Source organism: Brevundimonas sp. AVps5 (assembly GCF_058681515.1).
Window position 1 is genome coordinate 2202545 of the sequence record NZ_CM178740.1, and the last position, 25436, is coordinate 2227980.

Annotated in this window: 28 protein-coding genes; 9 read left to right on the top strand and 19 right to left on the bottom strand. The window is 67.7% G+C overall.

Annotated features, from left to right (window positions below; translation table 11 throughout):
* Position 1: 1 nt before the first annotated feature.
* The 9 genes from bla to ACW18A_RS11180 all read right to left on the bottom strand — a co-directional run bounded on the left by bla (position 2) and on the right by ACW18A_RS11180 (position 8485).
* Complete coding sequence (gene bla, locus ACW18A_RS11140) at positions 2-811, bottom strand: class A beta-lactamase (RefSeq protein WP_492021784.1); 810 nt, start codon at positions 809-811, stop codon at positions 2-4.
* A 215-nt stretch (positions 812-1026) separates the two neighbouring features.
* On the bottom strand, positions 1027-2421 hold the full coding sequence (flbD, locus tag ACW18A_RS11145; protein WP_492021785.1) for a sigma-54-dependent transcriptional regulator FlbD: 1395 nt from the start codon (positions 2419-2421) through the stop codon (positions 1027-1029).
* Between the two features lie 38 nt (positions 2422-2459).
* Positions 2460-2792, bottom strand: a complete 333-nt coding sequence (gene fliN / locus ACW18A_RS11150) for a flagellar motor switch protein FliN (protein WP_492024385.1) — start codon at positions 2790-2792, stop codon at positions 2460-2462.
* A complete protein-coding gene (locus tag ACW18A_RS11155; protein WP_492021786.1) occupies positions 2789-3451 on the bottom strand; it encodes a FliH/SctL family protein in 663 nt (220 codons plus the stop codon). The genes fliN and ACW18A_RS11155 overlap by 4 nt, the downstream gene beginning before the upstream one ends.
* 1 nt (position 3452) lies before the next feature.
* Positions 3453-4478 (bottom strand): flagellar motor switch protein FliG, encoded by a 1026-nt coding sequence (gene fliG, locus ACW18A_RS11160; protein WP_492021787.1) that lies wholly within the window; start codon positions 4476-4478, stop codon positions 3453-3455.
* A gap of 11 nt (positions 4479-4489) precedes the next feature.
* Positions 4490-6127 (bottom strand): flagellar basal-body MS-ring/collar protein FliF, encoded by a 1638-nt coding sequence (gene fliF, locus ACW18A_RS11165; RefSeq protein ID WP_492021788.1) that lies wholly within the window; start codon positions 6125-6127, stop codon positions 4490-4492.
* A gap of 471 nt (positions 6128-6598) precedes the next feature.
* Positions 6599-7588 carry an alpha/beta fold hydrolase gene (locus ACW18A_RS11170; RefSeq protein ID WP_492021789.1) on the bottom strand — a complete coding sequence of 330 codons (990 nt, stop codon included), beginning with the start codon at positions 7586-7588 and terminating at the stop codon, positions 6599-6601.
* Positions 7585-8181 carry a uracil-DNA glycosylase family protein gene (locus ACW18A_RS11175; RefSeq protein WP_492021790.1) on the bottom strand — a complete coding sequence of 199 codons (597 nt, stop codon included), beginning with the start codon at positions 8179-8181 and terminating at the stop codon, positions 7585-7587. Before ACW18A_RS11175 ends, ACW18A_RS11170 begins: the two co-directional genes overlap by 4 nt.
* A complete protein-coding gene (locus ACW18A_RS11180; protein WP_492021791.1) occupies positions 8165-8485 on the bottom strand; it encodes a DUF3253 domain-containing protein in 321 nt (106 codons plus the stop codon). Before ACW18A_RS11180 ends, ACW18A_RS11175 begins: the two co-directional genes overlap by 17 nt.
* 87 nt (positions 8486-8572) lie before the next feature.
* Between ACW18A_RS11180 and ACW18A_RS11185 the strand changes: the two genes are divergently transcribed.
* Positions 8573-9007 (top strand): PaaI family thioesterase, encoded by a 435-nt coding sequence (locus ACW18A_RS11185; protein ID WP_492021792.1) that lies wholly within the window; start codon positions 8573-8575, stop codon positions 9005-9007.
* Positions 9008-9015: 8 nt separating this feature from the next.
* Here ACW18A_RS11185 and ACW18A_RS11190 read toward each other — a convergent pair whose 3' ends face one another.
* Genes ACW18A_RS11190 through ACW18A_RS11200 form a run of 3 tightly spaced genes read right to left on the bottom strand, consistent with a single transcriptional unit; the run spans position 9016 to position 11858 of the window.
* A complete protein-coding gene (locus ACW18A_RS11190; RefSeq protein ID WP_492021793.1) occupies positions 9016-9636 on the bottom strand; it encodes a glutathione S-transferase family protein in 621 nt (206 codons plus the stop codon).
* A 14-nt stretch (positions 9637-9650) separates the two neighbouring features.
* Positions 9651-10922: a NupC/NupG family nucleoside CNT transporter gene (locus ACW18A_RS11195; RefSeq protein ID WP_492021794.1), complete on the bottom strand. Its 1272-nt coding sequence runs from the start codon at positions 10920-10922 to the stop codon at positions 9651-9653.
* 57 nt (positions 10923-10979) lie between these two features.
* On the bottom strand, positions 10980-11858 hold the full coding sequence (locus tag ACW18A_RS11200; protein ID WP_492021795.1) for a branched-chain amino acid aminotransferase: 879 nt from the start codon (positions 11856-11858) through the stop codon (positions 10980-10982).
* Positions 11859-11940: 82 nt separating this feature from the next.
* Here ACW18A_RS11200 and ACW18A_RS11205 point away from each other — a divergent pair, with 82 nt between their 5' ends.
* The 3 genes from ACW18A_RS11205 (at position 11941) to ACW18A_RS11215 (ending at position 14615) form a co-directional block, all read left to right on the top strand.
* A complete protein-coding gene (locus tag ACW18A_RS11205; protein WP_492021796.1) occupies positions 11941-12660 on the top strand; it encodes a response regulator in 720 nt (239 codons plus the stop codon).
* 1 nt (position 12661) lies between these two features.
* The gene (locus tag ACW18A_RS11210) at positions 12662-14005 is read left to right on the top strand and encodes an ATP-binding protein (RefSeq protein ID WP_492021797.1); all 1344 of its coding nucleotides are present in this window, start codon (positions 12662-12664) and stop codon (positions 14003-14005) included.
* A 118-nt stretch (positions 14006-14123) separates the two neighbouring features.
* Entirely contained in the window at positions 14124-14615 is a 492-nt protein-coding gene (locus tag ACW18A_RS11215) for a hypothetical protein (protein WP_492021798.1), read from the top strand.
* Here ACW18A_RS11215 and ACW18A_RS11220 read toward each other — a convergent pair.
* From ACW18A_RS11220 to ACW18A_RS11230, 3 genes are all read right to left on the bottom strand, one after another.
* Positions 14592-15335 (bottom strand): pyrroline-5-carboxylate reductase family protein, encoded by a 744-nt coding sequence (locus ACW18A_RS11220; RefSeq protein WP_492021799.1) that lies wholly within the window; start codon positions 15333-15335, stop codon positions 14592-14594. The two genes, ACW18A_RS11215 and ACW18A_RS11220, sit on opposite strands and share 24 nt — an antisense overlap.
* 11 nt (positions 15336-15346) lie before the next feature.
* A complete protein-coding gene (locus tag ACW18A_RS11225; protein ID WP_271083791.1) occupies positions 15347-15850 on the bottom strand; it encodes a type III secretion system chaperone family protein in 504 nt (167 codons plus the stop codon).
* A 79-nt stretch (positions 15851-15929) separates the two neighbouring features.
* A complete protein-coding gene (locus ACW18A_RS11230; RefSeq protein WP_492021800.1) occupies positions 15930-16217 on the bottom strand; it encodes an accessory factor UbiK family protein in 288 nt (95 codons plus the stop codon).
* A 174-nt stretch (positions 16218-16391) separates the two neighbouring features.
* Between ACW18A_RS11230 and lgt the strand changes: the two genes are divergently transcribed.
* The 5 genes from lgt to ACW18A_RS11255 all read left to right on the top strand — a co-directional run bounded on the left by lgt (position 16392) and on the right by ACW18A_RS11255 (position 22485).
* Complete coding sequence (lgt, locus tag ACW18A_RS11235) at positions 16392-17267, top strand: prolipoprotein diacylglyceryl transferase (protein ID WP_492021801.1); 876 nt, start codon at positions 16392-16394, stop codon at positions 17265-17267.
* Positions 17267-18340, top strand: coding sequence for a class I SAM-dependent methyltransferase (locus tag ACW18A_RS11240; protein ID WP_492021802.1), 1074 nt, complete (start codon positions 17267-17269; stop codon positions 18338-18340). The genes lgt and ACW18A_RS11240 overlap by 1 nt, the downstream gene beginning before the upstream one ends.
* Complete coding sequence (gene pgeF / locus ACW18A_RS11245) at positions 18337-19110, top strand: peptidoglycan editing factor PgeF (protein WP_492021803.1); 774 nt, start codon at positions 18337-18339, stop codon at positions 19108-19110. The genes ACW18A_RS11240 and pgeF overlap by 4 nt, the downstream gene beginning before the upstream one ends.
* Before the next feature lie 510 nt (positions 19111-19620).
* Complete coding sequence (locus ACW18A_RS11250; RefSeq protein ID WP_492021804.1) at positions 19621-20715, top strand: helix-turn-helix domain-containing protein; 1095 nt, start codon at positions 19621-19623, stop codon at positions 20713-20715.
* Between the two features lie 81 nt (positions 20716-20796).
* Entirely contained in the window at positions 20797-22485 is a 1689-nt protein-coding gene (locus tag ACW18A_RS11255) for a serine hydrolase domain-containing protein (protein WP_492021805.1), read from the top strand.
* A 209-nt stretch (positions 22486-22694) separates the two neighbouring features.
* Here ACW18A_RS11255 and ACW18A_RS11260 read toward each other — a convergent pair whose 3' ends face one another.
* The 4 genes from ACW18A_RS11260 to ACW18A_RS11275 all read right to left on the bottom strand — a co-directional run bounded on the left by ACW18A_RS11260 (position 22695) and on the right by ACW18A_RS11275 (position 25436).
* Entirely contained in the window at positions 22695-22952 is a 258-nt protein-coding gene (locus ACW18A_RS11260; protein ID WP_492021806.1) for a DUF3297 family protein, read from the bottom strand.
* Between the two features lie 65 nt (positions 22953-23017).
* Positions 23018-23791, bottom strand: coding sequence for an SDR family oxidoreductase (locus ACW18A_RS11265; RefSeq protein WP_492021807.1), 774 nt, complete (start codon positions 23789-23791; stop codon positions 23018-23020).
* A gap of 55 nt (positions 23792-23846) precedes the next feature.
* Positions 23847-24782: a MotE family protein gene (locus ACW18A_RS11270; RefSeq protein WP_492021808.1), complete on the bottom strand. Its 936-nt coding sequence runs from the start codon at positions 24780-24782 to the stop codon at positions 23847-23849.
* A gap of 21 nt (positions 24783-24803) precedes the next feature.
* Positions 24804-25436 (bottom strand): DUF6468 domain-containing protein, encoded by a 633-nt coding sequence (locus ACW18A_RS11275; protein WP_492021809.1) that lies wholly within the window; start codon positions 25434-25436, stop codon positions 24804-24806.

Genomic DNA, 25436 nt, shown 5'->3' on the forward strand with positions numbered 1-25436 from the left:
GTCATGCGCGTCCGAGGGCGTTCAGGGCCAGACGGGTCGCCTCCGCGATGACGGCCTCGTTCCCGGGCGCGTCAGAGGCGGCGTGGTAGTAGGCGGCGATGATGATCGGCGCGCCCGCAGGCGGATACAGAATGCCGATGTCATTGGTCGGGCCGTAACCGCCGGTGCCGGTCTTGTGGGCCACACGCCAGCCGACCGGAACGCCGGCCTTGATGCGGTCGACGCCGGTCGGCGACGAAAACATCCAGCCCAGCAGCATCGCTTTCGAGGCCTGCGACAGGGGCGAGGCGGGGTCGATGAACAGGTGGTGGATGTTCGCGGCCGACCGGGCCGGGGTGATGGTGTCCTTGTCCCCGTCGAGGCGGTTCATCTCGGGCTCGAAACGGTCGACGCGCGTCGAGGCGTCGCCGATGCCGCGATAGAAGGCCTGCATGGCCTCAAGGCCGCCCAGCGCCTTCAGCAACAGGTTCGCGGCGGGATTGTCGGAGACCTCGACCGTGCCCTTCATCAACTGTTCGACGGTCAGGCTCGAGCCGACAGCGGGCTCGGTGACCGGAGCGTGGTTGATCATATCGGCCCGGGTGATCGGGATGAGGCGGTCGAGTTGTTCCTCACCGGCCTGGACGCGCAGCAGGGTCGCGGCGGCGAGGTACATCTTGAAGGTCGAGCAATAGACGAACCGCTCGTCGCCCCGCGCAGTGAGTTGACGGCCTGTGCCGAGATCGTGGGCGAACAGGCCGAACCGGCCGCCGTGCGCCTGCTCCAGAGCGGACAGGTCGAGGGTTTCCGGCGCGGGCTGGACAGCGGCCACCGATGGCGTGCGTGAGCATGCAGCGATCGCGAGCGAACCGGCTCCGACGAGAACAGCACGACGATCAAATCCTCCCCCGTCGGGGGAGGTGGCGCGGCGCGGCTGCGCGACGTGACGGAGGGGGTCCGACGCGAACGCCGGCGTCTGAGGCTGGCCCCCTCCACCGCTTCGCGGTCCCCCTCCCCCGATGGGGGAGGATTTGTCAGCGCGATCCGTCACGCCGCGTTCGCGCCGTAGGCGGTCGTGGCGATACCCGTCTGGGGCGCCATGATCCGGGTGCCTTCGTCGGCGTATTCGTTCAGCTTGTTGCGCAGGGTGCGGATCGAGATGCCCAGGATATTGGCCGCGTGGGTCCGGTTGCCCAGGCAGTGGCTCAGGGTGTCCAGAATCAGGGTCTTTTCCATCTGGGCGACGGTCTGGCCGACGTAGGCGCGGGAGACGGCGTCGGCGGTCTGGGCGGCGCGGGCGGCGGGACCGCTATCCGTGCCGGCGATGGCACCCGTCAGCGGCTGGCCGTCCGGCAGGCGGATGGCCTCGGCGTCGATCTCGGCGCCGACGGCCAGCAGGACCGCGCGGTGCATGGCGTTCTCCAGCTCCCGCACGTTGCCCGGCCAGCGGTGGGCGGCAAGCGCACGCCGTGCGTCCTGGGACAGGGGCCGCACCGGCACGCCGTTGGCGGCGGCGTATTTCTTGACGAAGTGATCAGCCAGCACGGCGACGTCGCCGGGACGTTCGCGCAGGGACGGCAGCCGCAGGTTCACGACATTCAGGCGGTACAGCAGGTCTTCCCGGAACACACCCTCCGCAACGGCCTTGGCGAGGTCGCGGTTGGAGGTGGCGATGATGCGGATGTTGACCGGCACGGGCCTGGTGCCGCCGACCCGGTCGATGACCCGCTCCTGGATCGCACGCAGCAGCTTGGCCTGCAGCCGGGCGTCCATCTCCGAGATTTCGTCCAGCAGCAGGGTGCCGCCGTCGGCCTCCTCGAACTTGCCGATGCGGCGGGCGACCGCGCCGGTGAACGCGCCCTTCTCGTGTCCGAACAGCTCGGATTCCAGCAGGTTGTCCGGAATGGCGGCGCAGTTGACGCTGATGAACGGCCGCTCGGCGCGCTTGGAATGCTGGTGCAGATAACGCGCCATCACCTCTTTACCGACGCCGCTTTCGCCGGTGATCAGGATCGAGGCTTCCGAGCGGGCGACCTGGTCGGCCAGTTTGATCACGGCCTGCATCGACGGATCGGCCGAGATCAGCGGACGCTCATCGTCGGCGACGGCGGCCAGGACGGCGGCGATCAGGTCAGCGTCGGGCGGAAGCGGGATGAACTCCTTGGCGCCGGCGCGGATGGCGGCGGCGGCCTTCTCCGCATCGTTATCGACGCCGCAGGCGACGACCGGCACGAAGATCCGCTCTGCGTCATTGGCGGCGATCAGAGCCCCGATGTCGAGGTTGTAGTCGACCATGAGCAGGTCGGCCCCCTGCCCCCGTCGGAGCTGCTCCGTCGCCTGATCCGTACGTTCGACGTGGCTGACCTTGGCGCCGTGCGCCATGGCCATCTTCACCGCCGCCGCGAGCTGGCCCGAAAGCCGTCCGACCACCAGAAGCCGCATGGGTCTTCTCCCTTAATCCGTACCGGAACCGGCGCGCCCTAGGCGGCCGAATCCTCTGTCTTGATGATTTCCGTCATGGTCACGCCGAGGCGATCCTCGACGACGACGACCTCCCCGCGGGCGACCAGACGGTTGTTGACGAAGATGTCGATGGCCTCGCCGACCTTGCGGTCCAGTTCCAGCACCGAGCCCCGATTGAGCTTCAGCAGCTGGGCCACAGTCATGTGGGCCTTGCCGAGGACGGCGGAAATGTTGACCGGCACGTCGAACACGGTCGACAGATCGGCGGCGGACTTGTCCCCGGCCTCATCCATCACGGCGAGGGCTGTGGACTCCGGAAACTCTTCCAGGGCGAGGTCGTCGGCCATCAGAGGTCACTTCCATTGATGAGGGGTTCAGCATGCCCGGCCTCGGCGGCCAGGGCAGAGTTCAAGGCGGTAGCGATCCGGTCAGCGGCGCCGGCAGGATCAAAGTCGGCGCGGCCATCGGCCCATTCCAGCTGGAAGGCGGCGAGCGGCAGGCCCGGATCTTCGCGGAAGGCGATCACACCGGTGAAACCGGCGTCGACACAGATCGCCTGAATTTTCTCCTGCACACCCGGCTGCAGGCCCGAGGCGCGCACCACCAGACGAGGCGATCCGTCGATCTCCTGCCCCAGGGTCTCCAGAGCCGACTGCAGCGGGCCGATCGGCAGACGCTCCAGTGAGGCGGCGGCGATGACGCGTGCGGCGGCCAGGGCCAGGGCCGCCGACTGTTCGCGGTGGGTGTGGGCGACCTGGGTCAGGGCGGGGATGGCCTGGCCGAGCGCCTGACCGATGGCGGCCACGCCCATGGCCTCGATGCTGGAGGCCTCCGCCAGGGCCGCCTCGCGCGCCTCGAACCGCGCCTGGGCCACCAGGGCCTCGACCTCGGACGGCATATAGGCGCGCTTGGTCGGTCGGAAGGTCGAGGGCCGCACGACCGAGCCCTGACCGTCGAACTCGGTGTCGAAAACGAAGGGGCGGCTGTTGATGGGAGCGTGATCGATCATGTCAGTAGATCAGCTCGTCGTCGCCGGAAGCCCCGGCCAGCATGATCTCGCCGCGCGCCGCCAGGTCCTTGGCGACCTGGACCATGGCCATCTGGGCGGTGTCGACATCCTTGAGCCTGACGGGACCCATCGACTCCATGTCCTCGCGCATGATCTTGGCGGCGCGCTCGGACATGTTGGTGAAGAACATCTCGCGCAGGGTCTCGGACGCGCCCTTGAGGGCCAGGCCCAGGGAGTCCTTCTCGACCGACCGCAGCAGGGTCTGGACGCCGCCGGGGTCCAGCTTGTTCAGGTCCTCGAAGACGAACATCAGGGCGCGGATGCGTTCGGCGCTTTCGCGGTTCCGTTCTTCCAGGGCACCGATGAACCGGGCCTCGGTCTGGCGGTCGAAGGAGTTGAAGATGTCCGCCATCGCCTCGTGGCTGTCACGCTTGGAGGTCCGGGCCAGGTTCGACATGAACTCGGTGCGCAGGGTCTGTTCGATCTTGTCGAGGATCTCTCGCTGGACCGGCTCCATGCGCAGCATCCGCTGGACGCATTCCAGGGCGAAGTCCTCGGGCAGGGAGGTCAGCACCCGGGCGGCATGGTCGGGCTTTACCTTGGACAGGATCACCGCGACCGTCTGGGGGTATTCGTTCTTCAGATAGTTGGCGAGGACCGCCTCGTTCACATTGCCCAGCTTGTCCCACATGGTCCGGCCGGCAGGACCGCGGATCTCCTCCATCAGGCCATCGACCCGGTCGGCGGGCAGGAAGGATGCCAGCAGCCTCTGGGTCTGTTCGAAACTGCCCATGACTGCGCCCGAGCCGCTCATGCCGGACACGAACTCGACCAGCAATTCCTCCACGACGTTGGCCGCTACTGTGCCCAGGCCAGCCATGGCCTGGGAGATCTCCTTGACCTCTTCGTCGTCCAGACTCTGCCAAAGCCGGGTGTGTTCCTCGCCGAGCGCAAGCAGAACCACGGCGGCCTTTTCCGGCCCCGAGAGCTTCTTTGCATCGTCGACTGAGGCTTTTTTGCCCGCCATGCCCGCCGCCATCAGCCTTCGTGAACCCAGCCACGCAGGATGGTGACCGATTCATCAGGATGCTTGTCGACGAAGTCCGCGACCTTCTTGACCGAGGACGCCTTCACCTGTCCCTCGATCCGGGCGATGTCGAGACGCTGATCCATTTCGGACGGGCCGCCGATCTGGCCCATCGCGCCACCGACGATGCTGGTCTGAAGCGAGGTCACGCCGCCCGGGCCGCCGCCGCCGCCGGCCAGGGCGGGCATGCCGCCGGGGCCGCCTGCCGACTTCAGCAGGGGGCGCAGCACGAAGAAGATCAACAGCAAGCCGGTGATCAGCAGCACCAGCAGCTCGACCCCGCGCATGATGTCGTTCTTGGTGAAGTTGAGCAGGGGCGAGCCGCCGTCCGTGCCTCCGGCTGTGACGAGAGCATCGCGGTTGAAGCGGACGTTTAGGACTTCGAGCTTGTCGCCTCGTCCCGCCTCGTCGATACCGACCGCCGCAGCGACCAATGTCTTGATCTGCGCAATTTCTTCCGCCGTGCGAGGCGCGTAGGTGGGCTCCCCGCCGGGCTCGGCAGCTGGCGTCCATTTTCCATCGACGGCGACCGACACCGCAAGCTTCCTGACCTCGCCCGGCTCCTTGGTCGTGGTCGTGGTCGTGTTGGAGATTTCGTAGTTGGTGGTCTCGCCCGTGACGCTCTCGGTCGAGCCCGCAGGGGTAGCCGCCGGGGCCGCGCCGCCGGGGATGTTGTTCGTCGCCGTGGCCCCGCCATCGGGGGTTCCCTCACTGTCCTGGGACTGGGAGCCATTGGACGAGGTCGAGCGCACGACCTGGCCGTCAGGATCGTATTTCAGTTCCTGGGTGGTCGAACGGGTCATGTCGATGTCGGCGGTGACCTGAACGCGTGCGGCGCCCGGACCGACGACACCCTCGACCAGGTCCTTGATACGGGCCTGAAGCTGGGCCTCGGTACTGGTCTTGGCGGCCTCTGCGGTGGCGGACGAGAAGCCTTCCTCATCGTCGGCGGCGGCGAGGGTCTGGTTGGTTTCGTCGACGACGGTGACCTTGCCGGGCTTCAGGTTCGGCACCGAGGAGGCGACGACATTGCGGATGGCGCGGACCTGGTCGGCGCTGAGGGCGCGTCCGCCCAGACCCACGACGACAGCGGCGGTCGGATCGGCGGCGTCCTGGGCGAACAGTTCGCGGCGCGGCAGGGCGATCTGCACGCGGGCAGAGGAGATGCCGCGCATGGACATGATGGTGCGGGCCAGTTCGCCCTGCAGGGCGCGCTGTTCCGAAATCTGCTGCTGGAACTCGGTCTGGCCGAGGACGGACTGGTTGTCGAACAGCTCGTAACCCACCGAGCCGGAGCTCACGAGCCCCTTGCCGGCCAGCATCAGGCGCGCCGTACCGACGTCGTCGCGGTTGACCATGATGGTCGAGCCGTCGCCGCGGGTGGAGTATTTGATCCCCGCCTGATCCAGCGAGGCGGTGATCTCGCCGGCCTCACGCAGGTCGAGGTTGGAATACAGCAGGGCGTCCGGCGCCTGACCGACGCGCATCATCACGGCCACCAGGATGGCGGCGACGCCGGCCCCGACGCCGAGGATCATGGCCAGTCGCCCGATCCCGAATCTCTGCAACGCCGCCGTGAAGCCGCCCACCCGTCCCCGTCCAAATCACTGTCGCGGGGGAGCCGACTGCCCCCGCTAGGCAGAAACTGCCGCCCGCGTGGTTAACGGCGGTTTAAGTGTCGGGGTTAGCGAGCCAATTTTCGGGGTTAATGCCCATTCTTTCGTGTCCGGAGGCCCCGCCTCGCGGATCGGACATGAAGTGTGGCTCAGGCTCTCGCCCAGGCCTGGGGCCTGAATCAGGGCGCGTGCGATGGCGAAGATAAATATCTGTGTGGCACCCCGAAACACGACTGCGCCTGCATTCGCGGCCCGTTTCGACCCTCGAATGCGCCTTCATATCCGGCGAGCCTATACTGCTGCCCACGGTTCGCGGAGAGTGCGAACAGCGTGCGGTTCGTCCGTTTCGTCCGTTTCGTCAGGGTATTTTTCGTCCGGACCGACGGACGAAGCGCTCAACCAGTGAGAGGCCGCGCCTCGAGTGGTAGCGCCACAAGACTGTTCTCAGCGCAGGGCCTCGAGCACCGACCCCGCACCGGACGGCAGGGGCGAATCGGGATCGCGCAGGATCGCCTCGACATCGCGGAACATGACCTCGGCCTGCCAGTCGCGGTTCAGCAGGTGCCAGCCGTCGGGATACCAGGCGGTGCGCAGGTTGGGCGGATCGCCGGCGCGGATCAGGGCGCGGCGCATCGGACCCTTTTCGATGACCTCGTCGTGAGCGCCGTACATCAGGATGGTTGGCCCCCTCACCTGCCCCAGCTTGAGGGTGGCGCTCTCCATCAGATCGACGAGGCCATAGAGGGAGTCGAACCGGGTCGAGCGGATGAAGCCGGGATCGTTCCCGTTGGCGATCAGCTCAAGCAGGTTGTCTGTCGCCCGATGGCGCCGCAGCGCCCAGTCCGGCGGAGAGGCCGAACGGTCGCCCACCACATGGGCTGCGACCCACAGGCTGGCGCGGTTCTGCAAGTCCTGGCTCGACCAGCCCCAGACGGCGGGTGCCAGAAGGATCAACTGATCGGCGACGGGTCGACGATCCGAGGCGAAGGCGGAGATGGCGACGGCCCCGCCCATGCTTTCTCCGGCCACGGCGATTCGGGCGTTTGGGTAGCGGGCGCGAACCAGGGCGACGACGGCGCGCAGATCCTCGGCCATCCTCGCCTCGCCGGCCCAGACGCCGCGGCCAGGCGAATCGCCGAAACCGCGCTGGTCGTAGGCGTAGGTCGCGATCCCGTGTTCGGCCCACCAGGGCCCGGCCAGCCGGAAGCCGGCGGCGTGGTCGTTCATCCCGTGCAGGCCGATGACGATCGCCTCGGGCTCTTCCGGCCCCCAGCGCAGGTAGGGCAGCCGCCCTCCGTCATCGACAATGAAGGCACCGGGCTCGATGCGGGGCCCGGCAAACCCTGCGGGCGGGATCAGTGGCGGCTGCACATGGGGCGTGGCGCAGGCGGCGAGACCCAGCAGCATCACGGACAGGATCAGGGCGCGGATCATGAGCCGAGAATGCCTTGAACCCTCTGGCGAAGATACGGCACGACCTCGGCCTCGAACCACGGATTGCGCCTGAGCCAGGCCGTGTTCCGCCACGACGGATGCGGCAGGGGCAGCACGGTCGGACCATACTCCCGCCAGGCGCGGACCGTATCGGTCATGTTGGCCCTGACCCGATCGCCCAGGGCCCAGGCTTGGGCATAGCCGCCGACCAGCAGGGTCAGCTCCATCTGGGGCAGGGCCTCCAGCAACCGGGGGCGCCACAGGGCCGCGCACCGCTTCGGCGGCGGATAGTCGCCACCCCTGGGCGCCGTTCCCGGATAGCAGAAAGCCAGGGGTGCCACCCCGATGCGGTGATCGGCGTAGAAGGTCTCGTAGTCCACGCCCATCCAGTCGCGCAGCCGGTCGCCGGATGGATCGGTGAAAGGCATCCCGCTCTCATGCACCCGGCGTCCCGGCGCCTGGCCGCAGATCAGCAGGCGGGTCTCGGGAAAGACCCGGACCACGGGGCGCGGTTCGTGCGGCAACTCGCCGAGACAGGCCCGGCAGGCGCGAATGTCCGAAAGGACGTCTTCGAGATCAGACGAAGTCGTCATCGACCTCGGGCTTGGGCGGCAGGGCGGCCAGGGCCGCCGCGGTCTCCGCATCGGTCGGAAGCCGCAGACGGGTGACGCCCCGGAAGTTGGTCGGATCGACGACCTTGCCCTTCTTGGTGATCGTCAGCCTGCCCTGACGCATCAGACCGAGCGCCGTGGCGCGGACCTTGGGCAGGACGCGCTGCCATTGTTCGGTCTGGATGTGTTTGGCCACGTCCGCCGGCTCGACGGACTTGCCGCCGACGCCCTTGGGGTCCGCCTTCGCCAGGGTTTCGAAAATTGCCGCTTCGATTGGATCGCTCATGGGGCCTATATGCTGCACTGCAAGATCAAAAAGAAGGCGGGATCCGCCTCAAGTAGCGCGACGCGCGACAGGTAAGGACAAAGACGGATGGTAGCCAAGATCACGGTGACGGAAGGCGAGTTCGCCGGTTGGCAGACTTACGACCTGCATGGCACCTTCGACCAGACCGTCGGCCCCTTCTATTTCAAACCGGACCCCGACGGCCGCATGCGCTGCGCCTTCCGCGCCGAGGCCAAGCATATGAATGCGGGGCACCGGATGCACGGCGGCTGCCTGATGACCTTCGCCGATATCGCCCTGTTCCAGACCGCCTACCAGCAGATGGAGGGGATGAACGGCGTCACCGTACAGCTGGATTCCACCCTGATCGACGGCGCCTATGTGGGCGAACTGGTCGAGGCGACGGGCGAGGTGGTGCGTGCGGGCGGGTCGCTGATCTTCGTGCGCGGACAGATCTGCACCGGCGAGCGCACGCTGATGACCTATTCCGGCATCATCCGGAAATTCACGCCGAGGACCTGAAGTCCGGCCTAGACCCCGACCTTGGCCGCAGGGCGTGCCCGGCAATCTTCGAGCCAGCGGGCCAGATGGACGAGCTCCTCCGGCGGGCGGTATTTGACCATCCGTGCGAAATCCAGACCGACGACCCCGACGATGTCGGCGATGGTGAACCGGTCCAGTGCGATGAACGGATGGTCGGCCAGGTGCCGGTCGAGGGTCCGCATGAACCGCTCCGCGGCGACGCGGTTGTAATCGGCGACCTGGGGCTGTTGTGCAGACTCCAGCGCGGCCAGGGCCGGGTGGGTCAGGCGCACGTTCAGCATGATCGGATTGGCGAGATAGAACTCGCAGCGGCGGGTCCACATCTCGACGATGGCCTGTTCGCGGGCATCGACACCGAACAGGTTCGGCTCCGGATACATCGACTCCAGATAGCGACCGATGGCGACGGATTCCGAGATGGTCGTACCATCGTCCAGCTCCAGCGCCGGGACGTGAGGCACACCAACCCTGGCGCGGTACTCCGGCGTCTTGTGCTCGCCCGACATGATGTCGATGGGCACGATCTCGACGTCCTCGATGCCCTTCTCGGCCATCACCCAGCGGACGCGCCGGGGATTGGGGGCGCGATGGCTGTCGTAGAGTTTCATCAGGGGGCTCCGGTTCAGCCGAATATGGAGACGGGCATGGCCCCGACAACCGCGGCGGTCATCAGGGTGGCGAGGAAGCCGGCGAACAACGCCTTCCAGACCATGCCGAGGACCTCCTCGCGGCGCTCGGGGATCAGAACCGACAGGCCCGTGACGGTGATCCCGACCGAGCCGATGTTGGCGAAACCGCAGAGCGCATAGGTCATCAGCATCCGCGTGCGCTCGCTCATCTCCCCGGCCGGGACCTCACCCAGCCGGATGAAGGCCACGAACTCGGTCAGGGTCAGTTTGACGCCCAGCAGCCAGCCCGCCTTGCCCGCCTCGGACCAGTCGATGCCGATCAGCCAGGCCAGCGGCATGAAGATCCAGCCCAGCAGGCGTTCGACTGTGATGTGGTCGCCGAACAGCCAGAAGCCGCCCAGCATGATGTTCACCAAAGCGACCAGGGCCACGAAGACGATCAGGACGGCGGAGATGTTGAGCACCACCATCAGGCCGTCGGCCGTGCCCTTCACGATCGCGTCGATGGCCGAGTCGTATTTGAGGGCCGAGCCGTAGTCCGCGACCGCCCCACCCTCACCCGGCTTCTCGGGGATGATGATGCGGGCCAGCAGCACGCCCGCAGGAGCCGAGACGATGGAGGCGACCAGGACGTGACCGGCGGCATTGGGCAGGGTCGCCGACAGGATGGTGGCATAGGCGACCATGGTCGAGCCGGCGACGGTGGCGAGACCCACCACCATCATGAGGAAGATCTCGGACCGGGTCAGCTTGTCGAGGTAGGCGCGGATCACGATCGGGCTCTCGATCATGCCGAGGAAGATATTGGCCGCGACCGCCAGGGCCGAGGCGCCGCCCAGGCCCATGGTCTTCTCGAACAGGATGCCGAAGCCGTGCGTCAGCCATTTGAGGATCTTCCAGTGCCACAGCAGCGCCGACAGGGCCGAGATCACCAGGATCATCGGCAGGACGTTGAAGGCGAAGGTGAACAGGCCCCCCGGATTGGTCACGGAGTAGGGCTGGTCGCCGCCCGCGAGGTAGCCGAACACGAACTTGGCCCCCTCGCTCGTCGCGCGCGACAGGCCATCGACGGCTCCGGTGATCCCGGCCAGCACCATCTGCGAGCCCGGGATGGCGAACAGGGCCAGTACCAGCGCGGCCTGTACGCCGATGGCGCCCAGCGTCAGCTTCCACGGAAAGGCGCGTTTGTTCTCCGAGAGGCCCCAGCAGGCTGCGACAATGACGAACAGGCCCAGAAGGCTCTGAAGGTTCAGCGGGCTGAACATGATGGTGAAATCTCCCCGAGCACCTTTCCTGCACGGGGCCCGGACACCGCGCAAGCGTCAGGCGATGCGCCGAACCAGCTTGCCGTAGTCGTCCATCAGGGTCAGCGACAGGTCGCCCGGCGTGAACTTGTATTCGCCGATCGTCTGGACGGGTGTCACCTCCGCGGCCGAACCGGTCAGGAAGCACTCCGAGAAGGTGGAGAGCTCTTCCGGACGGATGTGGCGCACCACGACCTCGATGCCCTTGGCCTGGGCGATGTCGATCACGGTCTGGCGTGTGATGCCGTTCAGGATGTGGGTCACGTCGGGGGTGTGGATCACGCCGTCCCGGACGAAGAAGACGTTGGCCCCGGTCGCCTCGGCGACATAGCCGCGCCAGTCCAGCATCATGGCGTCGGCGAAGCCGCGCTTCTCGGCCGCGTTCTTGGACATGGTGCAGATCATATAGAGGCCGGCGGCCTTGGCCGTCGTCGGGGCGGTCAGCGGGTCGGGGCGGCGCCACTTTGCCCACTCCAGCTTGATGCCCTTCTTCTTGACCTCGGGGTCGAAATAGCTGGGCCAGTCCCAAACGGCGATGGCGACGTGGACCTTGTTGTTCAGGGCCGAGACGCTGACCTGTTCCGGGCCGAGGAAGGCGACCGGACGGATGTAGGCGTCCTCCATCCCCATCCGCGCGCAGGTTTCCTTGCAGGCCTGATCGATCTCGGCCACGCTATAGGGCAGTTCGAAATCCAGCAGGTTCGCCGACCGGGCCAGGCGCTCGGAATGCTCTGTCAGCTTGAAGATTTCGCCGCCATACATACGCTCACCCTCGAACACCGACGAGCCGTAGTGAAGGGCATGGGTCAAAACGTGCGTTTTCGCTTCCCGCCAGGGAACGAATTCGCCATTCATCCAGATCCAGCCGTCACGATCGTCGAAAGGAATGAAGGCCATTGAACAACGTCTCCTGCGCAGATTTGCCGGTTAGAACGCCCGAAGCGCTCAAGGTCAACGCCATGCGCGCGGGAATGTTCGCATGAGCAGCAGTCGCTCGGGGCCTGTGGCCGGCGCCGGCGTCGGTCGTCACCTGCTGATCGTGGACGACGACGACCGGATTCGCGAGCTCCTGAAGGAGTATCTGGCGCGCGAGGGCTATCGGGTGACCGGGGCCGCGCACGCGGCTGCGGCGCGTCGCCTGATGGAGCTGATCGAGTTCGATCTGGTCGTTCTGGACGTCATGATGCCCGGCGAGAGCGGGCTTGAGTTGACGACCTGGGTGCGGTCCAAGGCGCATCTGTCGAAGACGCCGGTCCTGCTGCTGACCGCGCGCGGCGAGGCTTCGGACCGGATCGACGGACTGTCGCGCGGCGCCGACGACTATATGTCCAAGCCCTTCGACCCGAAGGAACTGTCGCTGCGGATCGACGCCATCCTGCGCCGGACGGGCGTGAAGCCGATCATGCCGCGCGAGATCCGGCTGGGCACGGCGATGTTCGACCTGGAACGGCTGGAGCTGACGCGCGACGGCGCGCCGATGCGGCTGACCGAGGCCGAGGCGCAACTGTTGAAGACGCTGGCCCTCCACGCCCATGCTCCGGTCGAGCGGATGGACCTGTCTCCGGACACGGCCGACATCACCGGCCGCGCCGTGGATGTGCAGGTGACCCGCCTGAGGCGCAAGCTGGAGGCCGATCCAAAGAACCCGCGCTACCTCCAGACCGTGCGCGGCGTTGGCTATATGCTGGCGCCCGACTGACATGAGGTTGCTGCCCTTCCCCGTCCTGGCGCGGTTTCTGAAGCGGCAGCTGCCGACGTCGTTATGGGGGCGATCGCTGCTGATCATCGTCCTGCCGATCCTGATCATGCAGGGGGCGGTGACCTGGGCCTTCTTCGACATGCACTGGCAGACGGTGACGGCGCGCCTGTCCGAGGGGCTGGCGGGCGACGTGGCCTGGGCGGCCGAAAGCTATCGCGACGAGCCGACAGCGGCCAACCTGGCCGTGATCGCGGACCGGGGCGAGCGGTCGATGCAGTTGTCCATCGCGCTGCGGCCCGGAGCCACCCTGCCCGCCGAACAAAGACGCGGTCCCATCGGAGTGATCGACCGAACGCTGGAGGCGGCGCTCGCGGCGCGTCTGGACCAGGCCTTCTGGTTCGATACGACCCGTTACCCGGCCTATGTCGACATCCAGGTGCAGCAGCCGCAGGGCGTGTTGCGGATCATCGCTCCGCGCGAGCGGGCCGTGGCGACCCAGGCGCACATCTTCGTCCTGTGGCTGATGCTGGCGACCGTCCTGCTGATGAGTGTCGCCATCCTGTTCATTCGCAACCAGGTCCGCGCCATCGAGCGGCTGGCAGAGGCGGCCGAAGCGTTCGGCCGGGGCGAGACCTCGCAGACGTTCAAGCCTCACGGGGCGCGCGAAGTGCGTCAGGCGGCGGTCGCCTTCCTGGCCATGCGAGACCGGATCCAGCGGCATATCGAGCAGCGCACGGCCCTGCTGGCCTCCGTCAGCCACGACCTGCGCACACCCCTGACCCGATTACGTCTCGAGCTGGCCCTGGCGCCGCAGTTCAAGCGTCAGAGCGCCATGAAGGGCGACCTCGACGAGATGGAGCATATGATCGACGAATACCTCGCCTTTGCGAAGGGCGAGGCCGGCGAGACGCCGCAGCCGGTCGATGTCTCGGCCCTGCTCAAGGCGGCGGGCGAGGACGTGAAGAGAGCGGGTGCCGAGGTCGAGATCGCCGCGCCGAACGACCTGACCGCCTCATTGCGCCCCCTGGCCTTCAAGCGCGCCCTGGCCAATCTGGCGGGCAATGCGGCCGCGCACGGGGAGCATGTGCGGCTGTCGGCGCGGGCCCTGGCGTCCGGCGGGCTGGAGATCGCCATTGAGGACGACGGACCGGGCATTCCAGACGATATGCACGAGGAGGCCTTCCGCCCGTTCAGCCGGCTGGACGAGAGCCGCAACCAGAACCGCAAGGGCGTAGGGCTGGGTCTCGCCATCGCGCGGGACGTGGCACGCGGGCATGGCGGCGACATCACCCTGGCGCGCAGCGACCTCGGGGGCCTCAGGGCACTGATCCGCCTGCCGGGCTGAGGCGCACGAAGGCATTCCGGGCGTGGCGGCGTCATCCTTCTGTGGGCGTCCCGGAAGGATTGCGGAGACGGCCCGCACGGCGCATGTTCCCCCTGACAGGGATTTCCCGGAGATGGTCATGCGCAACTTCGCCTTTCTCGCCCCCCTCGCCTTCGCCGCGACCCTCGCGGTGCCCGCCTTCGCCCAGACGCCGCAGGTCCGTGTGACCGTCGGCGGCGACCTGACCGAAGAGGTCGAGGCGCTGGGCCAGCGCGACGTGGACCGCCAGCTGGAGCGGCTTCAGACAGTCGTCGAACGTCGTCTGGCCCGCGATGGCGCTCTGGAAGGTGCCCGGGTGAATCTGGTCCTCACCGACCTGAAGCCCAACCGCCCGACCTGGCAGCAGGCCGCGGATCGCCCCGGCCTGTCGATCATGGACAGCATCTCGATCGGTGGCGCGACCGTGGAGGGCGAGATCATCACTGCCGATGGTCAGCGCCTGCCGGTGCGCTATTCGAACTATTCGAGTTCGATCGCCGAGGTCCACGGCTACACGACCTGGCAGGATGCCGAGCGGACCTACGACCGGCTGGCCGGGAACCTGGTCTCAGGCCGGCTGGTCTCCCGCTAGGGCTTTCGCGCGGGCCACGGCGGCCTGAACCGCCGCGTGGGCCGTCGCTGCCAGATCCGCGTCCTGGAGCGCGTCCAGCCCGGCGCGCGTCGTGCCGCCGGGCGACGCGATCCGCGCGATGAGGTCATGGAGCGACGCTTCCGTACCGGCCCCCGATCCGGCCGAGCGAAGGGCACCGCGCGTCAGCCGCTCTGCGGCGTCCGGCATCAGGCCGGCCCCCACACCCGCCGCCGCGAGAGACTGGGCCAGGGCGTAGAAGAATGCCGGAGCCGATCCGGCCACAGCCGTGGCGGCGTCGATCAGGGACTCTTCGTCCAGATCGACCGTGTCGGCGATGGCGTCGAACAGGATGTGGGCCATGGCCCGCGCGGCGGGGGCGTCCGACCAGATCGCGGCCACGCCCTGCCCTTGCGCCACCGCAGTCGTCGGCATGACGCGGGCCAAGGGGCGGCCAGGCAAGGCAGCGGACAGGTCGGCGGCGCGGACGCCGGCCATGACCGAGATGATCACAGCCTCGGCCGGCAGGGTGGCCAGTAACGGACCGACGGCCTCTCGCCATGCGGCCGGCTTCACGGCGACGACCAGGGCCTGTGTACCGGGCGGGCAGACCGGCGGAACGGCGCGGGTGAGGATGGTCAGGTCAGCGACCGTCCCGGTCAGCCGCCAGCCTTCGGCGATCGCGGAGCCGAGGCGGCCGTGGCCGAGGAGGGTCACCTGCATCCGAAGACAGCCTAGGCCGTGCCGACGGTCTCGAACAGGCAGCTGTCGATCGCGTCCTGGGGCTTCTTGTTGCCGCGGATCATGAAGTCGAAGGCGGGGTAGTAGCGATCGGCGGCCTCAACGGCGGCGTCGATCATGGACGCGGCCTGGGCCAGGGTCGGGCGCTCGCCGTGCGGCAGGGCCAGGGAGTGGCGGAAGACGATCTCGCCATCCTCGGACCAGACTTCGAAATGGCCCATCCAGGTGCGCTGGTTGACCATGGAAACCAGCTCGTAGGCAGCGTTGCGGCGGGACTTGGTGGCACGCAGATCCAGGGCGCAGCACAGTTGCAGGCAGTCGCCCTCGGGGCGCCAGGCAAACCAGAGCTCGTAGTCCTTCCAGTCGCCGGCCAGGGCGAATGCCAGATCGCCGTCGTCCGTCCGGTCGAACGGAAGGTTCTCGGCGTTCAGCACATGCTCGACCACGTCCAGCGGATCGTAGGGGACGTCGACCTCTTGGGGTCCGGCAGCATCCATCAGGTGAACTCGATCTCGCGGGAGGGGCGGCGACTCATGCCGCTGTTTGAAAGACGGTAGGCGTGTTCGGAGATTCGTCTCAACCGGCTGCGTCCGGGAGACGAGTTCCGTCTGTGGACGTTCCCTTTTGAGGCTTGTTCGCCTTGGTCGGGGCCGGTTTCAGCGTGGCGAGCTCGGCGCGCAGGGCGGCGACCTCGGCTTTCAGGGCGTCGAACTCGTCCCGGCGAACCAGATCCATCTCGGCGGCGATGCGGTCGGTCTGGGCGCGGAAGGCCGTTTTGGCCTCTTCGCCGGCGGCCTGGGCCAGACCCATGGCGCTGGTCGACATCTTGGCCAGTTCGTCGAGGATGGGGTTGCGCGTCTGCATCGGAAGGCTCCGGCCCGGCGTCGGGCGTCGTTAAGGGAGGGTTGCCTGATATGGTGAACGAAACCTTTCCAGACACCCCCTGATTGGGGGCAATCGGGGCCGAAACGTGTCACGCTCGCGCGACGCAGCGACGCTTGCTAAGGGCTTTTGGAAACCTCCGCAGGAGCGACTGGCTTGCCCTTTCCCGAGTTCGACCCGGTCCTGATCCACCTCGGCCCCTTGCCGATCCGCTGGTACGCCCTGGCCTATGTCGCCGGCATCGTGCTGGGCTGGGTCTATGCGGCCCGGATCCTCAAGAGCGACAGGGTCTGGGCACCTGGCAAGCCGCCGCTGGCGGGGCCGCAGCTCGACGACCTGATCCTGTGGATCACTCTCGGCATCATCCTGGGCGGCCGGTTCGGCTACGCCCTGTTCTACAAGCCGGTCATGTTCGTGCAGCTGTTCACGGGTTCGGGCCTGGGCGAACAGCTGGAGCTGTTCCAGCTGTGGACCGGCGGGATGTCGTTCCACGGCGGCATGCTGGGCTGCACCCTGGCAGTGTTGATCTATGCCTGGCGGACGAAGACCAACGCGTTGAGCATCGGCGACATGGCCCTGGCCGCCGCGCCGATCGGCCTGTTCTTCGGACGGCTGGCGAACTTCGTGAACGGAGAGCTGTGGGGTCGGACGACGGACGTGCCCTGGGCCATCCGCTTCTGCAACGCCCGCATCGAGCAGATGTACGGCTTCTGCCCCGCCGGGAATGAGCCGCGCCATCCGAGCCAGCTGTATGAAGCGGGGCTGGAGGGGATCCTGCTGTTCGTGGTGCTCGGGCTTGCCGTCTGGAAGTGGCGGCTGCTGGCCAAGCCGGGCTATGTCACCGGCCTGTTCCTGGTCGGCTACGGGGCGTCGCGGGCCCTGCTGGAGACGGTGCGCCAGCCCGACATCGGGATGGAGAATTTCCCGCTGGGCCTGACCATGGGGATGATCCTGTCGATCCCGATGATCCTCGTCGGCACCTGGTTGATCCACAGGGCCTGGAAGCGGCCGCCGGTCGCCGCCGCCGTCTGATGTCGCTGAAGGATCGACTGGAGCGGGAGATCGCCCTGACCGGGCCGATGACGGTGGCCGACTATGTCACCCGCTGCCTGCATGATCCGAAGGACGGCTACTACGCGACCCGGCCCGCTCTGGGCGAAGGCGGCGACTTCATCACTGCGCCCCTCGTCAGCCAGATGTTCGGGGAGCTGATCGGTCTGTGGGCGGTCGAGACCTGGTCGAGGCTGGGCGCGCCCGAGCGGTTCCGGCTGGTCGAGGTCGGGCCGGGCGACGGGACCCTGATGGACGATGCGTTGCGGGCCGCGCGGGTCGCGCCGGGGTTCCTGGAGGCCTGTGACCTGATCCTGATCGAGCCGTCAGGGCCGTTGAGGGAGGCCCAGTCGCGCAGGCTGGCCCAGGCCGATGTGTCGCCGCGCTGGGTCCGGTCGCTGAACCAGATCGACACCGATGCGCCGGTCATCCTGATCGCCAACGAGGTGCTGGACTGTTTGCCGGCGCGGCAGTTCGTCAGGACCGAGGGCGGCTGGGCCGAGCGACGGGTGGGGGTCACGGACGACGGCGGGCTGATCTTCGGGCTGGTGGGGATCACGGGCGGGTTCGAGCGCCCCGCGTTCGAGGTCGAGCCCGGCCAGGTGGTGGAGGTTTCGGACCAGCAGGCGGCGTTCGGACGGGACCTGGGCACCCTGCTGCACGAGACGTCGGGAGCGGCGCTGCTGATCGACTACGGCCGCGACCGGCCGGGCGTGGGCGACACCCTGCAGGGGCTGAGGCGGCACGCGAAGGTCGATGTGCTGGCCACGCCCGGCGAGGCGGACCTGACCCAGTGGGCCGACTTCCCGGCGGTGCAGGAGGCGGCGATCCGGACCGGGGCCGACGTCACCGGCTGTGTCGGTCAGGGCGAGTTCCTGAGGCGGCTGGGGATCGAGGCGCGGGCCGAGCGGTTGTCTGCGGGACGGCCCGGGGCCGGGCCGGTGATCGCCCGCCAGCTGGCGCGCCTGACCGCGACGGACCAGATGGGCGACCTGTTCAAGGCGGCGGCGATCTTCTCGCCCCGCAGCCTCAGCGTTCCGGGGTTCGAGCCATGACCGACATCACGCCCATCACCCATCCGCTGCTGGAGCGCGCGGGCGTCCGTCACGGCTTCTTTACGCGCCGGGGCGGGGTTTCGACCGGACTCTACGAAGGGCTGAATACCGGCCTGGGGTCGGCGGACGACCCGGCGGCGGTCGAGGAGAACCGGCGGCGGGTGGCGGCTGCGCTGGGCGGCCAGCCCGACGATCTGGCGGCCTGCTATCAGATCCACTCCAGTCTGACGCGGGTCGCGACCGGACCCTGGGCCGGGGATCGACCGGAGGGGGATGCCGTGGTCTCGGCGACCGTCGGGGTGATCCCGGCGGTGCTGACCGCGGACTGCGCGCCCGTGCTGCTGGCCGATCCCGAGGCGCGGGTCGTGGGCGCGGTCCATGCGGGCTGGAAGGGGGCGCTGAACGGGGTGGTCCATTCGGCGGTGACGGCGATGGAGGCGCTGGGCGCGCGACCGGACCGGATCGTCGCCGTGATCGGCCCCTGCATCGCCCAGGCCAGCTATGAGGTCGGGGCCGACTTCATGGAGCGGTTCGAACACCACGATCCGGGGTCGGGCCGGTTCTTCATCGAGGGCGCGGCGTCGGACAGGCGGATGTTCGACCTGCCCGGCTTCGTCCTGTGGCGGCTGGAACAGGCGGGGGTCGAACAGGCGGTCTGGACCGGCCATGACACCTGCGTCGACGAAGCGGCCTTCTATTCGAACCGGCGGGCGTTCCAGCGGGGCGAGCCGGACTTCGGGCGGCTGATGTCGGCGATCCGGCTGGTCTGAACTGACCCGGACGGCCTGCACTGTTTCCGAAAACAGAGTGCAAGACAGTGCAAGTGTCAGGGCTTGGATGTTTTGATTCAATCACTTACGTCATGGCTGCGATTGCACTGTGTGCCGGTGCTGTGCGAAATTCTTCGAGGCCCATGGGTGGGTTCGAGGGCTTGTGGACCTGTCAAAGACCGCCCTGCGACATGGTGTCGGCAAGACGCGGCGCAAGGAGCGACCAGGAATAAATCCCTCTACCATCTTTCGTCATCCTCGAGCGGGTGCTCATCGAGAGCGGCAGTCGCTTGTGGTAGCGATATGACGTCCGAGGTCGGGACCCGAGCCAAAACGTGCTTTCGACCCGTTGCGGGTTTTCGACGCACGAGCTTCTCAGGTCCGGTTTTGCCTCTTTTCAGCGGTCGGGACTGTCGGCGTCTTCCATGGACATAGAGCGCCCGGGGCGTGCCGGGTGTTGACCCCGCATTTCGACGACATCACGCTGTCCGGCCTGTTTGGACGACAACGATGTGGATTGATTTTTTCCTGACTGCGGTCGGGGTGCTGACGGTGATGCTTAGCCTCATCCTGGCCGTTACCATCCTGATCGGCCGGCCGAACGCACCGCGCGCGGATCGGTTTCTGGCGGCGTTTTTGTTGATCTCAGCCGTGGATCTGGTCGGCTGGGCGGCACCTCTGTTCCCGCAGCCGCTTCAACCGATGCTCGTGTTCCGTCTGCCGCTGGCGTTTCTGCAGATGCCGTGCCTTCTGGCCTATGTCCTGACCCTGGATCACGCACGGGCAGCGCGCCGCTTTCATCTCTGGGCGGGCGTCGCGCTCGTCGCGGCGGCGATGCTCGGCCTTGCTCCCCGCGCCCTGGGCATGGCTGGCGTCGATCTGGCTCCACGACTGATGTCGAGCTTCGCCGATCTTCTGGCCATCGATGTCGGTCTGCACCTGCAGTTTTATATCTATGCTGTCCTGATCGGCGTCAGGATATTTTCCCGCACCGGACCGGCGCTCGATCCAGCCATGCAGCACTGGTTGCGGGTTCTTCTGGCCGTCTCTGTGGCGGCTCACACGCTGGTCCTGGCGAGAGGCGTGGCCGCTGCGTCGGGGGCGACGACCGCCCACGCCGTCCTGAACGTCGCCGTGGCGGTGAGCGCCACGGCAGTGCTGGTATCGCTGCTGCTGCTCGTTCTGTTGAAAGACAGCAGCGCGGTGCCCGACGCGCCCGTCCGCCCGCGACCATCCCCCAGCGCATCTGACGCCGCCGAGATGGAGCGTATTCGGAGCGTCATGGCACTGAGCCGGCCCTATCTGAATCCACAACTCAGCCTCTCCGGGCTGGCGCGCCGTGTCGGCCTTTCCGGACGCGAGGTGTCGCGTCTGATCAACGATTGTGAGGGCGTCCATTTCTTCGACTTCGTGAACGGATTCAGGACGCGCCAGGCTGCGGTGTTTCTGAAGGATCCGGCCTGGGTCGACCGTTCGATCCTGGAGATCGCCTATGAGGTCGGGTTCAACTCCAAATCCTCGTTCAACGCCGCCTTCCGCAAACATCAGGGCGTGACCCCGTCGGCCGTGCGTTGCGATCCTTCGACGACCGTTGACGACCGTTGACGACCGACTTCGCGTAACCGGTCGAGCGCAGATCTTGGTCAGGGCATGGATCAGCCGATCACGTGTCTCAGGATGTCACCCATGCGCCCTATATTGCTCGCCACCGCCTTCGCATTGCTCCTGGCCCCTGTCGTCGCCAGGGCGAACGCACCGTCCCCGCAGGACCCTTCTGTCGCCTTTGCGGCGTTGCTGCGTTCCGTCGCGGGACCGGATGAGCCGGGGTTGGCAGCGGCGGTCCTGTCGGACGGGTCTGTCGTGGCCAGCGCAGGAGCGGGCCAGGCCGATCTCGAACAAGGCACCGCGATCACGAACGCCACGGTGTTCCACGCCGCGTCCCTGTCCAAACAGTTCACCGCCTTCGCCGTCCTTCTGCTGGAACAGGACGGCAAGCTGTCGATTGACGACCCGGTCTCGACCTATCTGCCGGAAGCAGACCGGTGGCCCACGATCACACTGCGCCAACTGATGAACCACACCAACGGCCTTCGCGATATGAGCACGCTGCTGGCCATGGCGGGCTGGCGATCAGAGGACCTGATTACGAACCAACAGGCGCTGGACATGGTCCTTGCCCAGGACGGCCTCAATTTCGAACCGGGTGCCGCCTTCCAGTACAACAATTCCGGCTATGTCCTGCTGGCCGAGGTCGTGCGCAGGGTTTCGGGCCAGACCCTGACCGAGTTCTCCCAGGCGCGGATATTCGGGCCGCTGGGCATGGCGCAGACGCGGTTCCAGAACGACGTGTCCGCGATCGAGCCGGGCCGCGCCCAATCCTATGCGCCGGCAGACGAGGGGTTCTCGCGCCAGGTCATGAACTACGCCTACACCGGACCGACCGGTCTCCAAACCACAGCCGGGGACCTGTTGCGCTGGGCGGCCAATTTCGAGACCGGCGCGGTCGGCGGCCCCGTGATATTCCGGCGGATGGAGGCCATCGGCCGCCTGGCCGACGGCTCGCAGAGTTTCTATCCCTACGCCCTGGGTCAGGAACATCATGTCTACCAGGGCCGCCCGGTCTGGAGTCACGGCGGCCGCGACGCCGGGTTTCGCAGCTTTCTGTTGCGCGTGCCGGGCGAACATCTGGCCGTGTCTGTGCTGTCCAATCGCAGCGACATTGACGCCTCCGGCATCGCCTACCGGATCGCTGACATCTTCCTGACCCAGGCCGCACTTCCACAGGAGATGGCCTCGACGCCGACGCTGACGCCGGACGACCTGGCGGCCTATGTGGGTGACTACGAACTGTTTCCGGGTCTGATCTTCTCGTTCACCACAGACGGCGATCGACTGTTGTTCTCAACCGGTGGACAGAGTCCCGTCGCCCTGCCTGCGCTGACACCCCATACCTTCGAACTGGACGCGCGTTCGGGTGTGTCCGTGGCGTTCGATCCTGCGGTGTCCGGCAGGAGCCCGGCAGTGAAATATGTGATCGGGCTGAATGGGGCCCTGTCGGCCGCCCGCATCGACCTGGTCACCTTCTCGCCGGACGCCATGCGGCTGCAAGACTATGTCGGGCGCTATCACAGCCGCGAGTTGGCTACGGACTATGTATTCACGGTTCAGGCCGGCCGCCTCGTCGCTCATCACCCGCGCTGGCCGATGATGACGATGAGAGGGTACCAGCCGGATACGTTCGCAGCCGAGGACGGTGTCCTGTCGCGCGTGCGGTTCCTCCGGGACGACACCGGCCGGGTCACGGGTTTCGACCTTTCCGGGCCGGTAGCCGAAGGTATCGCCTTTGTGCGCGAAACAGACGGACCAATCGATTGAGTGATGTCCGGTTCGCCGCTCCGGCGCGCGATTGCGGGATCGGGCGTCGCCAATGACGGCTTACCGCCGCCGCAACCCTGACCGCTCCCCACCCGGCCCGGGCCTTCGGCACGTCCGCTTTCGGCGCGGGTGCCCCGCCTTGTCGGTCACGATCCAGCCGCTCATCTCAGAGCGAGCGAACCGAGACCGGAGGATCACGAAAGAAGAGGCTACTCTTCGCCCTCGACGACGCTGTTCTGGAAATAGGGTTCGACCACGCCTTGCAGCTTGACGGTCAGGGCGTTGCCCTTGCGGTCGACCGCCTTGCCGACGGCGAGGCGGACCCAGCCTTCGGAGACGCAGTATTCGTCGACGTTGGTCTTTTCCTCGCCCTTGAACCTGATCCCCACGCCGCGCTGCAGCACGTCGGCGTCATAGTATTTGTTGTTCGGATTGACCGAGAGGCGGTCGGGGGGCGTGTCGGACATGGCGGGGCCTTCGGAAGTGACAGGCGCGGTGCATAGCCGCCCGCGCCCGATCCGACAACGCTGGACTACCCCAGGCCGGCGAACCCGCGCCCGACACTCCAGCCGCCGTCGGCAGGCAGGACGACACCGCTGACGTAGCGGGCATAGTCCGACGCCAGGAACAGGCAGACATCGGCGACGTCATCGACTGTGCCCAGCCGGTTGAGCGGCACGGCGCGGGCGGCGGCGGCCTTGGCCTCCGGCGTCGGGGCCAGGCGGTCCATGCCCTCGGTGCCGTCGATCGGTCCCGGGGAGACCGAGTTCACCCGCACCCCCTCCCCGCCCCACTCGATGGCGAGGGTCTTGGTGATCATGTCGACCCCGGCCTTGGCGGCGCAGACATGGACCTGCAGCGCCATGGGGATCCAGGCCTGGGGCGCGGTGATGTTGATGATGCTGGCACCCGGCCTGGTCAGGTGTTCGTGGGCGGCGCGGAGCACATGGAAGGTGCCCAGGGTGTCGATGTCGGTGACGCTCCGGAAGCCGTTGGAGCTGAGGGCGGCGGCCGGGACGGGGAAATTGCCGGCCGCGCCGGAGACCAGCACGTCGATCGTGCCGCGCTTGTCGCGGAAGTCGGCGATCGCGGCCTGCACCGCGTCGAAATCGCGGACGTCGAGACTGTAGCCCAGGGCAGGCGTGGCACGGGACAGGCTCTCGACGGCCGCATCAACCTTGTCCTGACTGCGGCTGGCGACGCCGAGCTTTGCGCCGGAGCGGGCGAAGGCCTTTGCGATGCCGAGATTGATGCCGGACGTGCCGCCGAAGACCATCACGGTCTTGCCGGTGAAATCGAACGCCATAGAGCCCCTCCCTGAATGTTCAGGGGCGACTAGTGCATGGTTTCAGGCGCTTCGGCTATTGCACCGACTGACGCGGCGGGGCCGGATTGGCAGTGCCCGACGCGGCCGGCGTCGGGGCGTAGGGCCGGGGCCCGGCCGGCGCGGGAGGCGTGGCGGCCGGGGTCGTCGCGCGCGGCGTCTGACGCGCCGGGGTCCGCGGAGGCGTGCGGGCCGGGGCGCGGTTGACGGCCGGCTGGGCGGCGGGGGGCGTCGTAGCGGCGGGCGCGGCCGTCTGGGTCGGGGCCGGAGCGTTCGGCACCGGGGGCGTCGCAGCGGTCTGGGCCGGGGTCACCGGGGCCGAGGCGGCGGCGGCGCGGGCGGCCAGCTGCTGGGCCTGGAAGCGGCGGGCCAGTTTCTCGGTCAGTTCGCGGGCGGCGGGGGCCGGCATCTGGGCCATGATGGCGGACAGGCCGCGCGGTCGCATGGCGGCGGCGATCGGCAGGCGGACGCTGTCGTCCAGGGTGGCGAAGACGGCGGCGGCCTCGCGCGGGCGCATGGCGGAATAGACGGCGACCAGGCGCGCGGTCTCGGCGGCCTCACGCTCGTCGACCTGACCCAGCAGGGCCTGGACCTCGGCCTTGATGAGGTTGAGGGCGGCGATTCTGGCGTCCAGCTTCTGTTCGGCGGCGACCATCAGCGGCAAGGTCGTGGCGAAGTCTGTGTCGCGGGCGTCCAGCTCGGTGCGGCGGGCGCTGAGCGACTGGATGATGCGCAGCTCGGCCGGGGAGATGCCCGCCTGCTGGGCCAACTGCTCCGGGGTGAGGGCGCAGACGGCAGGAGTCGGACGCGTGACTGCCGGGGTCGCAACGGTCTCGCTGACGGCGGCGGTAGCCTCCTCGGCCCAGGCGCGTGCGCCCTGGAACAGGTCCGGCCCGGCGCCGACGGCGCGCACGGCCACGACCCCGCCGATGGCGACGGCGATCAGGGGCAGGAGGCGGGGGAGCTTGGCCATTGGGTCAGGGAATCCGGAAGGTTAGGCAGCGAACAGGTCGTCGTCGGTGGCGAGGTTTACGCGCGCACGGTTGAGGGTTTGCTTCGCGGCTTGGTTAGCGGTCAGGGCGTGAAGGATGGCCTGGACGTTGCCCGCGCCGGCGGCGGCCGGGACCGGAGCGGCCATGCCGTGGATGCGCTCGGCCAGGGCGGCCATGCGGAAGGCGCGGTCGTCAGGGTCGGGGGTGGGTGTGCTCTCCCTCCCCTTCATGGGGAGGGACGGCTGCGGAGCAGCCCGGGTGGGGATCTGTGCCGCCGCGACAGGATGGAATCCTTCCCCACCCTGGCTTTCGCTGCGCTCCAGCCGTCCCTCCCCATGAAGGGGAGGGAGAGAAGAGGAACGCGCGCCCCGCGCGATCAGCTGTTCCAGCTCGGTCTTCAGGGTGCGGGCCTTGATGATGCGGTCGTGCAGCAGGTCGGCTTCCTCACCCGAAGCGCGGAGCGAGCCCAGGGCGTTCTCCGCCCGGGCGCAGGCGGCGTTGAGTTCGGTGACCGCGCCGGCGAAGGCGAGCTGGCCGGCACGGAGCTGGCTCAGCTTCTTCTCGAGGCGGACACCGTAGCCGAGGGCGGCCACCAGCAGCAGCATCAGGACGGCATCCAGGATCATGCCGGTCAT

Bases quoted from the DNA above. Each gene is read 5' to 3' on its own strand.
- ACW18A_RS11265 (WP_492021807.1), bottom strand. From the start codon at position 23,791: ATGGCGTTCGATTTCACCGGCAAGACCGTGATGGTCTTCGGCGGCACG.
- ACW18A_RS11175 (WP_492021790.1), bottom strand. From the start codon at position 8,181: ATGACGACTTCGTCTGATCTCGAAGACGTCCTTTCGGACATTCGCGCC.
- ACW18A_RS11230 (WP_492021800.1), bottom strand. From the start codon at position 16,217: ATGCAGACGCGCAACCCCATCCTCGACGAACTGGCCAAGATGTCGACC.
- flbD (WP_492021785.1), bottom strand. From the start codon at position 2,421: ATGCGGCTTCTGGTGGTCGGACGGCTTTCGGGCCAGCTCGCGGCGGCG.
- ACW18A_RS11215 (WP_492021798.1), top strand. From the start codon at position 14,124: ATGCGCAACTTCGCCTTTCTCGCCCCCCTCGCCTTCGCCGCGACCCTC.
- ACW18A_RS11180 (WP_492021791.1), bottom strand. From the start codon at position 8,485: ATGAGCGATCCAATCGAAGCGGCAATTTTCGAAACCCTGGCGAAGGCG.
- ACW18A_RS11250 (WP_492021804.1), top strand. From the start codon at position 19,621: ATGTGGATTGATTTTTTCCTGACTGCGGTCGGGGTGCTGACGGTGATG.
- ACW18A_RS11185 (WP_492021792.1), top strand. From the start codon at position 8,573: ATGGTAGCCAAGATCACGGTGACGGAAGGCGAGTTCGCCGGTTGGCAG.
- fliG (WP_492021787.1), bottom strand. From the start codon at position 4,478: ATGGCGGGCAAAAAAGCCTCAGTCGACGATGCAAAGAAGCTCTCGGGG.
- pgeF (WP_492021803.1), top strand. From the start codon at position 18,337: ATGACCGACATCACGCCCATCACCCATCCGCTGCTGGAGCGCGCGGGC.
- ACW18A_RS11200 (WP_492021795.1), bottom strand. From the start codon at position 11,858: ATGGCCTTCATTCCTTTCGACGATCGTGACGGCTGGATCTGGATGAAT.
- ACW18A_RS11275 (WP_492021809.1), bottom strand. From the start codon at position 25,436: ATGACCGGCATGATCCTGGATGCCGTCCTGATGCTGCTGCTGGTGGCC.
- ACW18A_RS11205 (WP_492021796.1), top strand. From the start codon at position 11,941: ATGAGCAGCAGTCGCTCGGGGCCTGTGGCCGGCGCCGGCGTCGGTCGT.
- ACW18A_RS11240 (WP_492021802.1), top strand. From the start codon at position 17,267: ATGTCGCTGAAGGATCGACTGGAGCGGGAGATCGCCCTGACCGGGCCG.
- ACW18A_RS11220 (WP_492021799.1), bottom strand. From the start codon at position 15,335: ATGCAGGTGACCCTCCTCGGCCACGGCCGCCTCGGCTCCGCGATCGCC.
- ACW18A_RS11225 (WP_271083791.1), bottom strand. From the start codon at position 15,850: ATGGATGCTGCCGGACCCCAAGAGGTCGACGTCCCCTACGATCCGCTG.
- ACW18A_RS11255 (WP_492021805.1), top strand. From the start codon at position 20,797: ATGCGCCCTATATTGCTCGCCACCGCCTTCGCATTGCTCCTGGCCCCT.
- ACW18A_RS11155 (WP_492021786.1), bottom strand. From the start codon at position 3,451: ATGATCGATCACGCTCCCATCAACAGCCGCCCCTTCGTTTTCGACACC.
- ACW18A_RS11195 (WP_492021794.1), bottom strand. From the start codon at position 10,922: ATGTTCAGCCCGCTGAACCTTCAGAGCCTTCTGGGCCTGTTCGTCATT.
- ACW18A_RS11270 (WP_492021808.1), bottom strand. From the start codon at position 24,782: ATGGCCAAGCTCCCCCGCCTCCTGCCCCTGATCGCCGTCGCCATCGGC.
- ACW18A_RS11260 (WP_492021806.1), bottom strand. From the start codon at position 22,952: ATGTCCGACACGCCCCCCGACCGCCTCTCGGTCAATCCGAACAACAAA.
- ACW18A_RS11170 (WP_492021789.1), bottom strand. From the start codon at position 7,588: ATGATCCGCGCCCTGATCCTGTCCGTGATGCTGCTGGGTCTCGCCGCC.
- ACW18A_RS11190 (WP_492021793.1), bottom strand. From the start codon at position 9,636: ATGAAACTCTACGACAGCCATCGCGCCCCCAATCCCCGGCGCGTCCGC.
- ACW18A_RS11210 (WP_492021797.1), top strand. From the start codon at position 12,662: ATGAGGTTGCTGCCCTTCCCCGTCCTGGCGCGGTTTCTGAAGCGGCAG.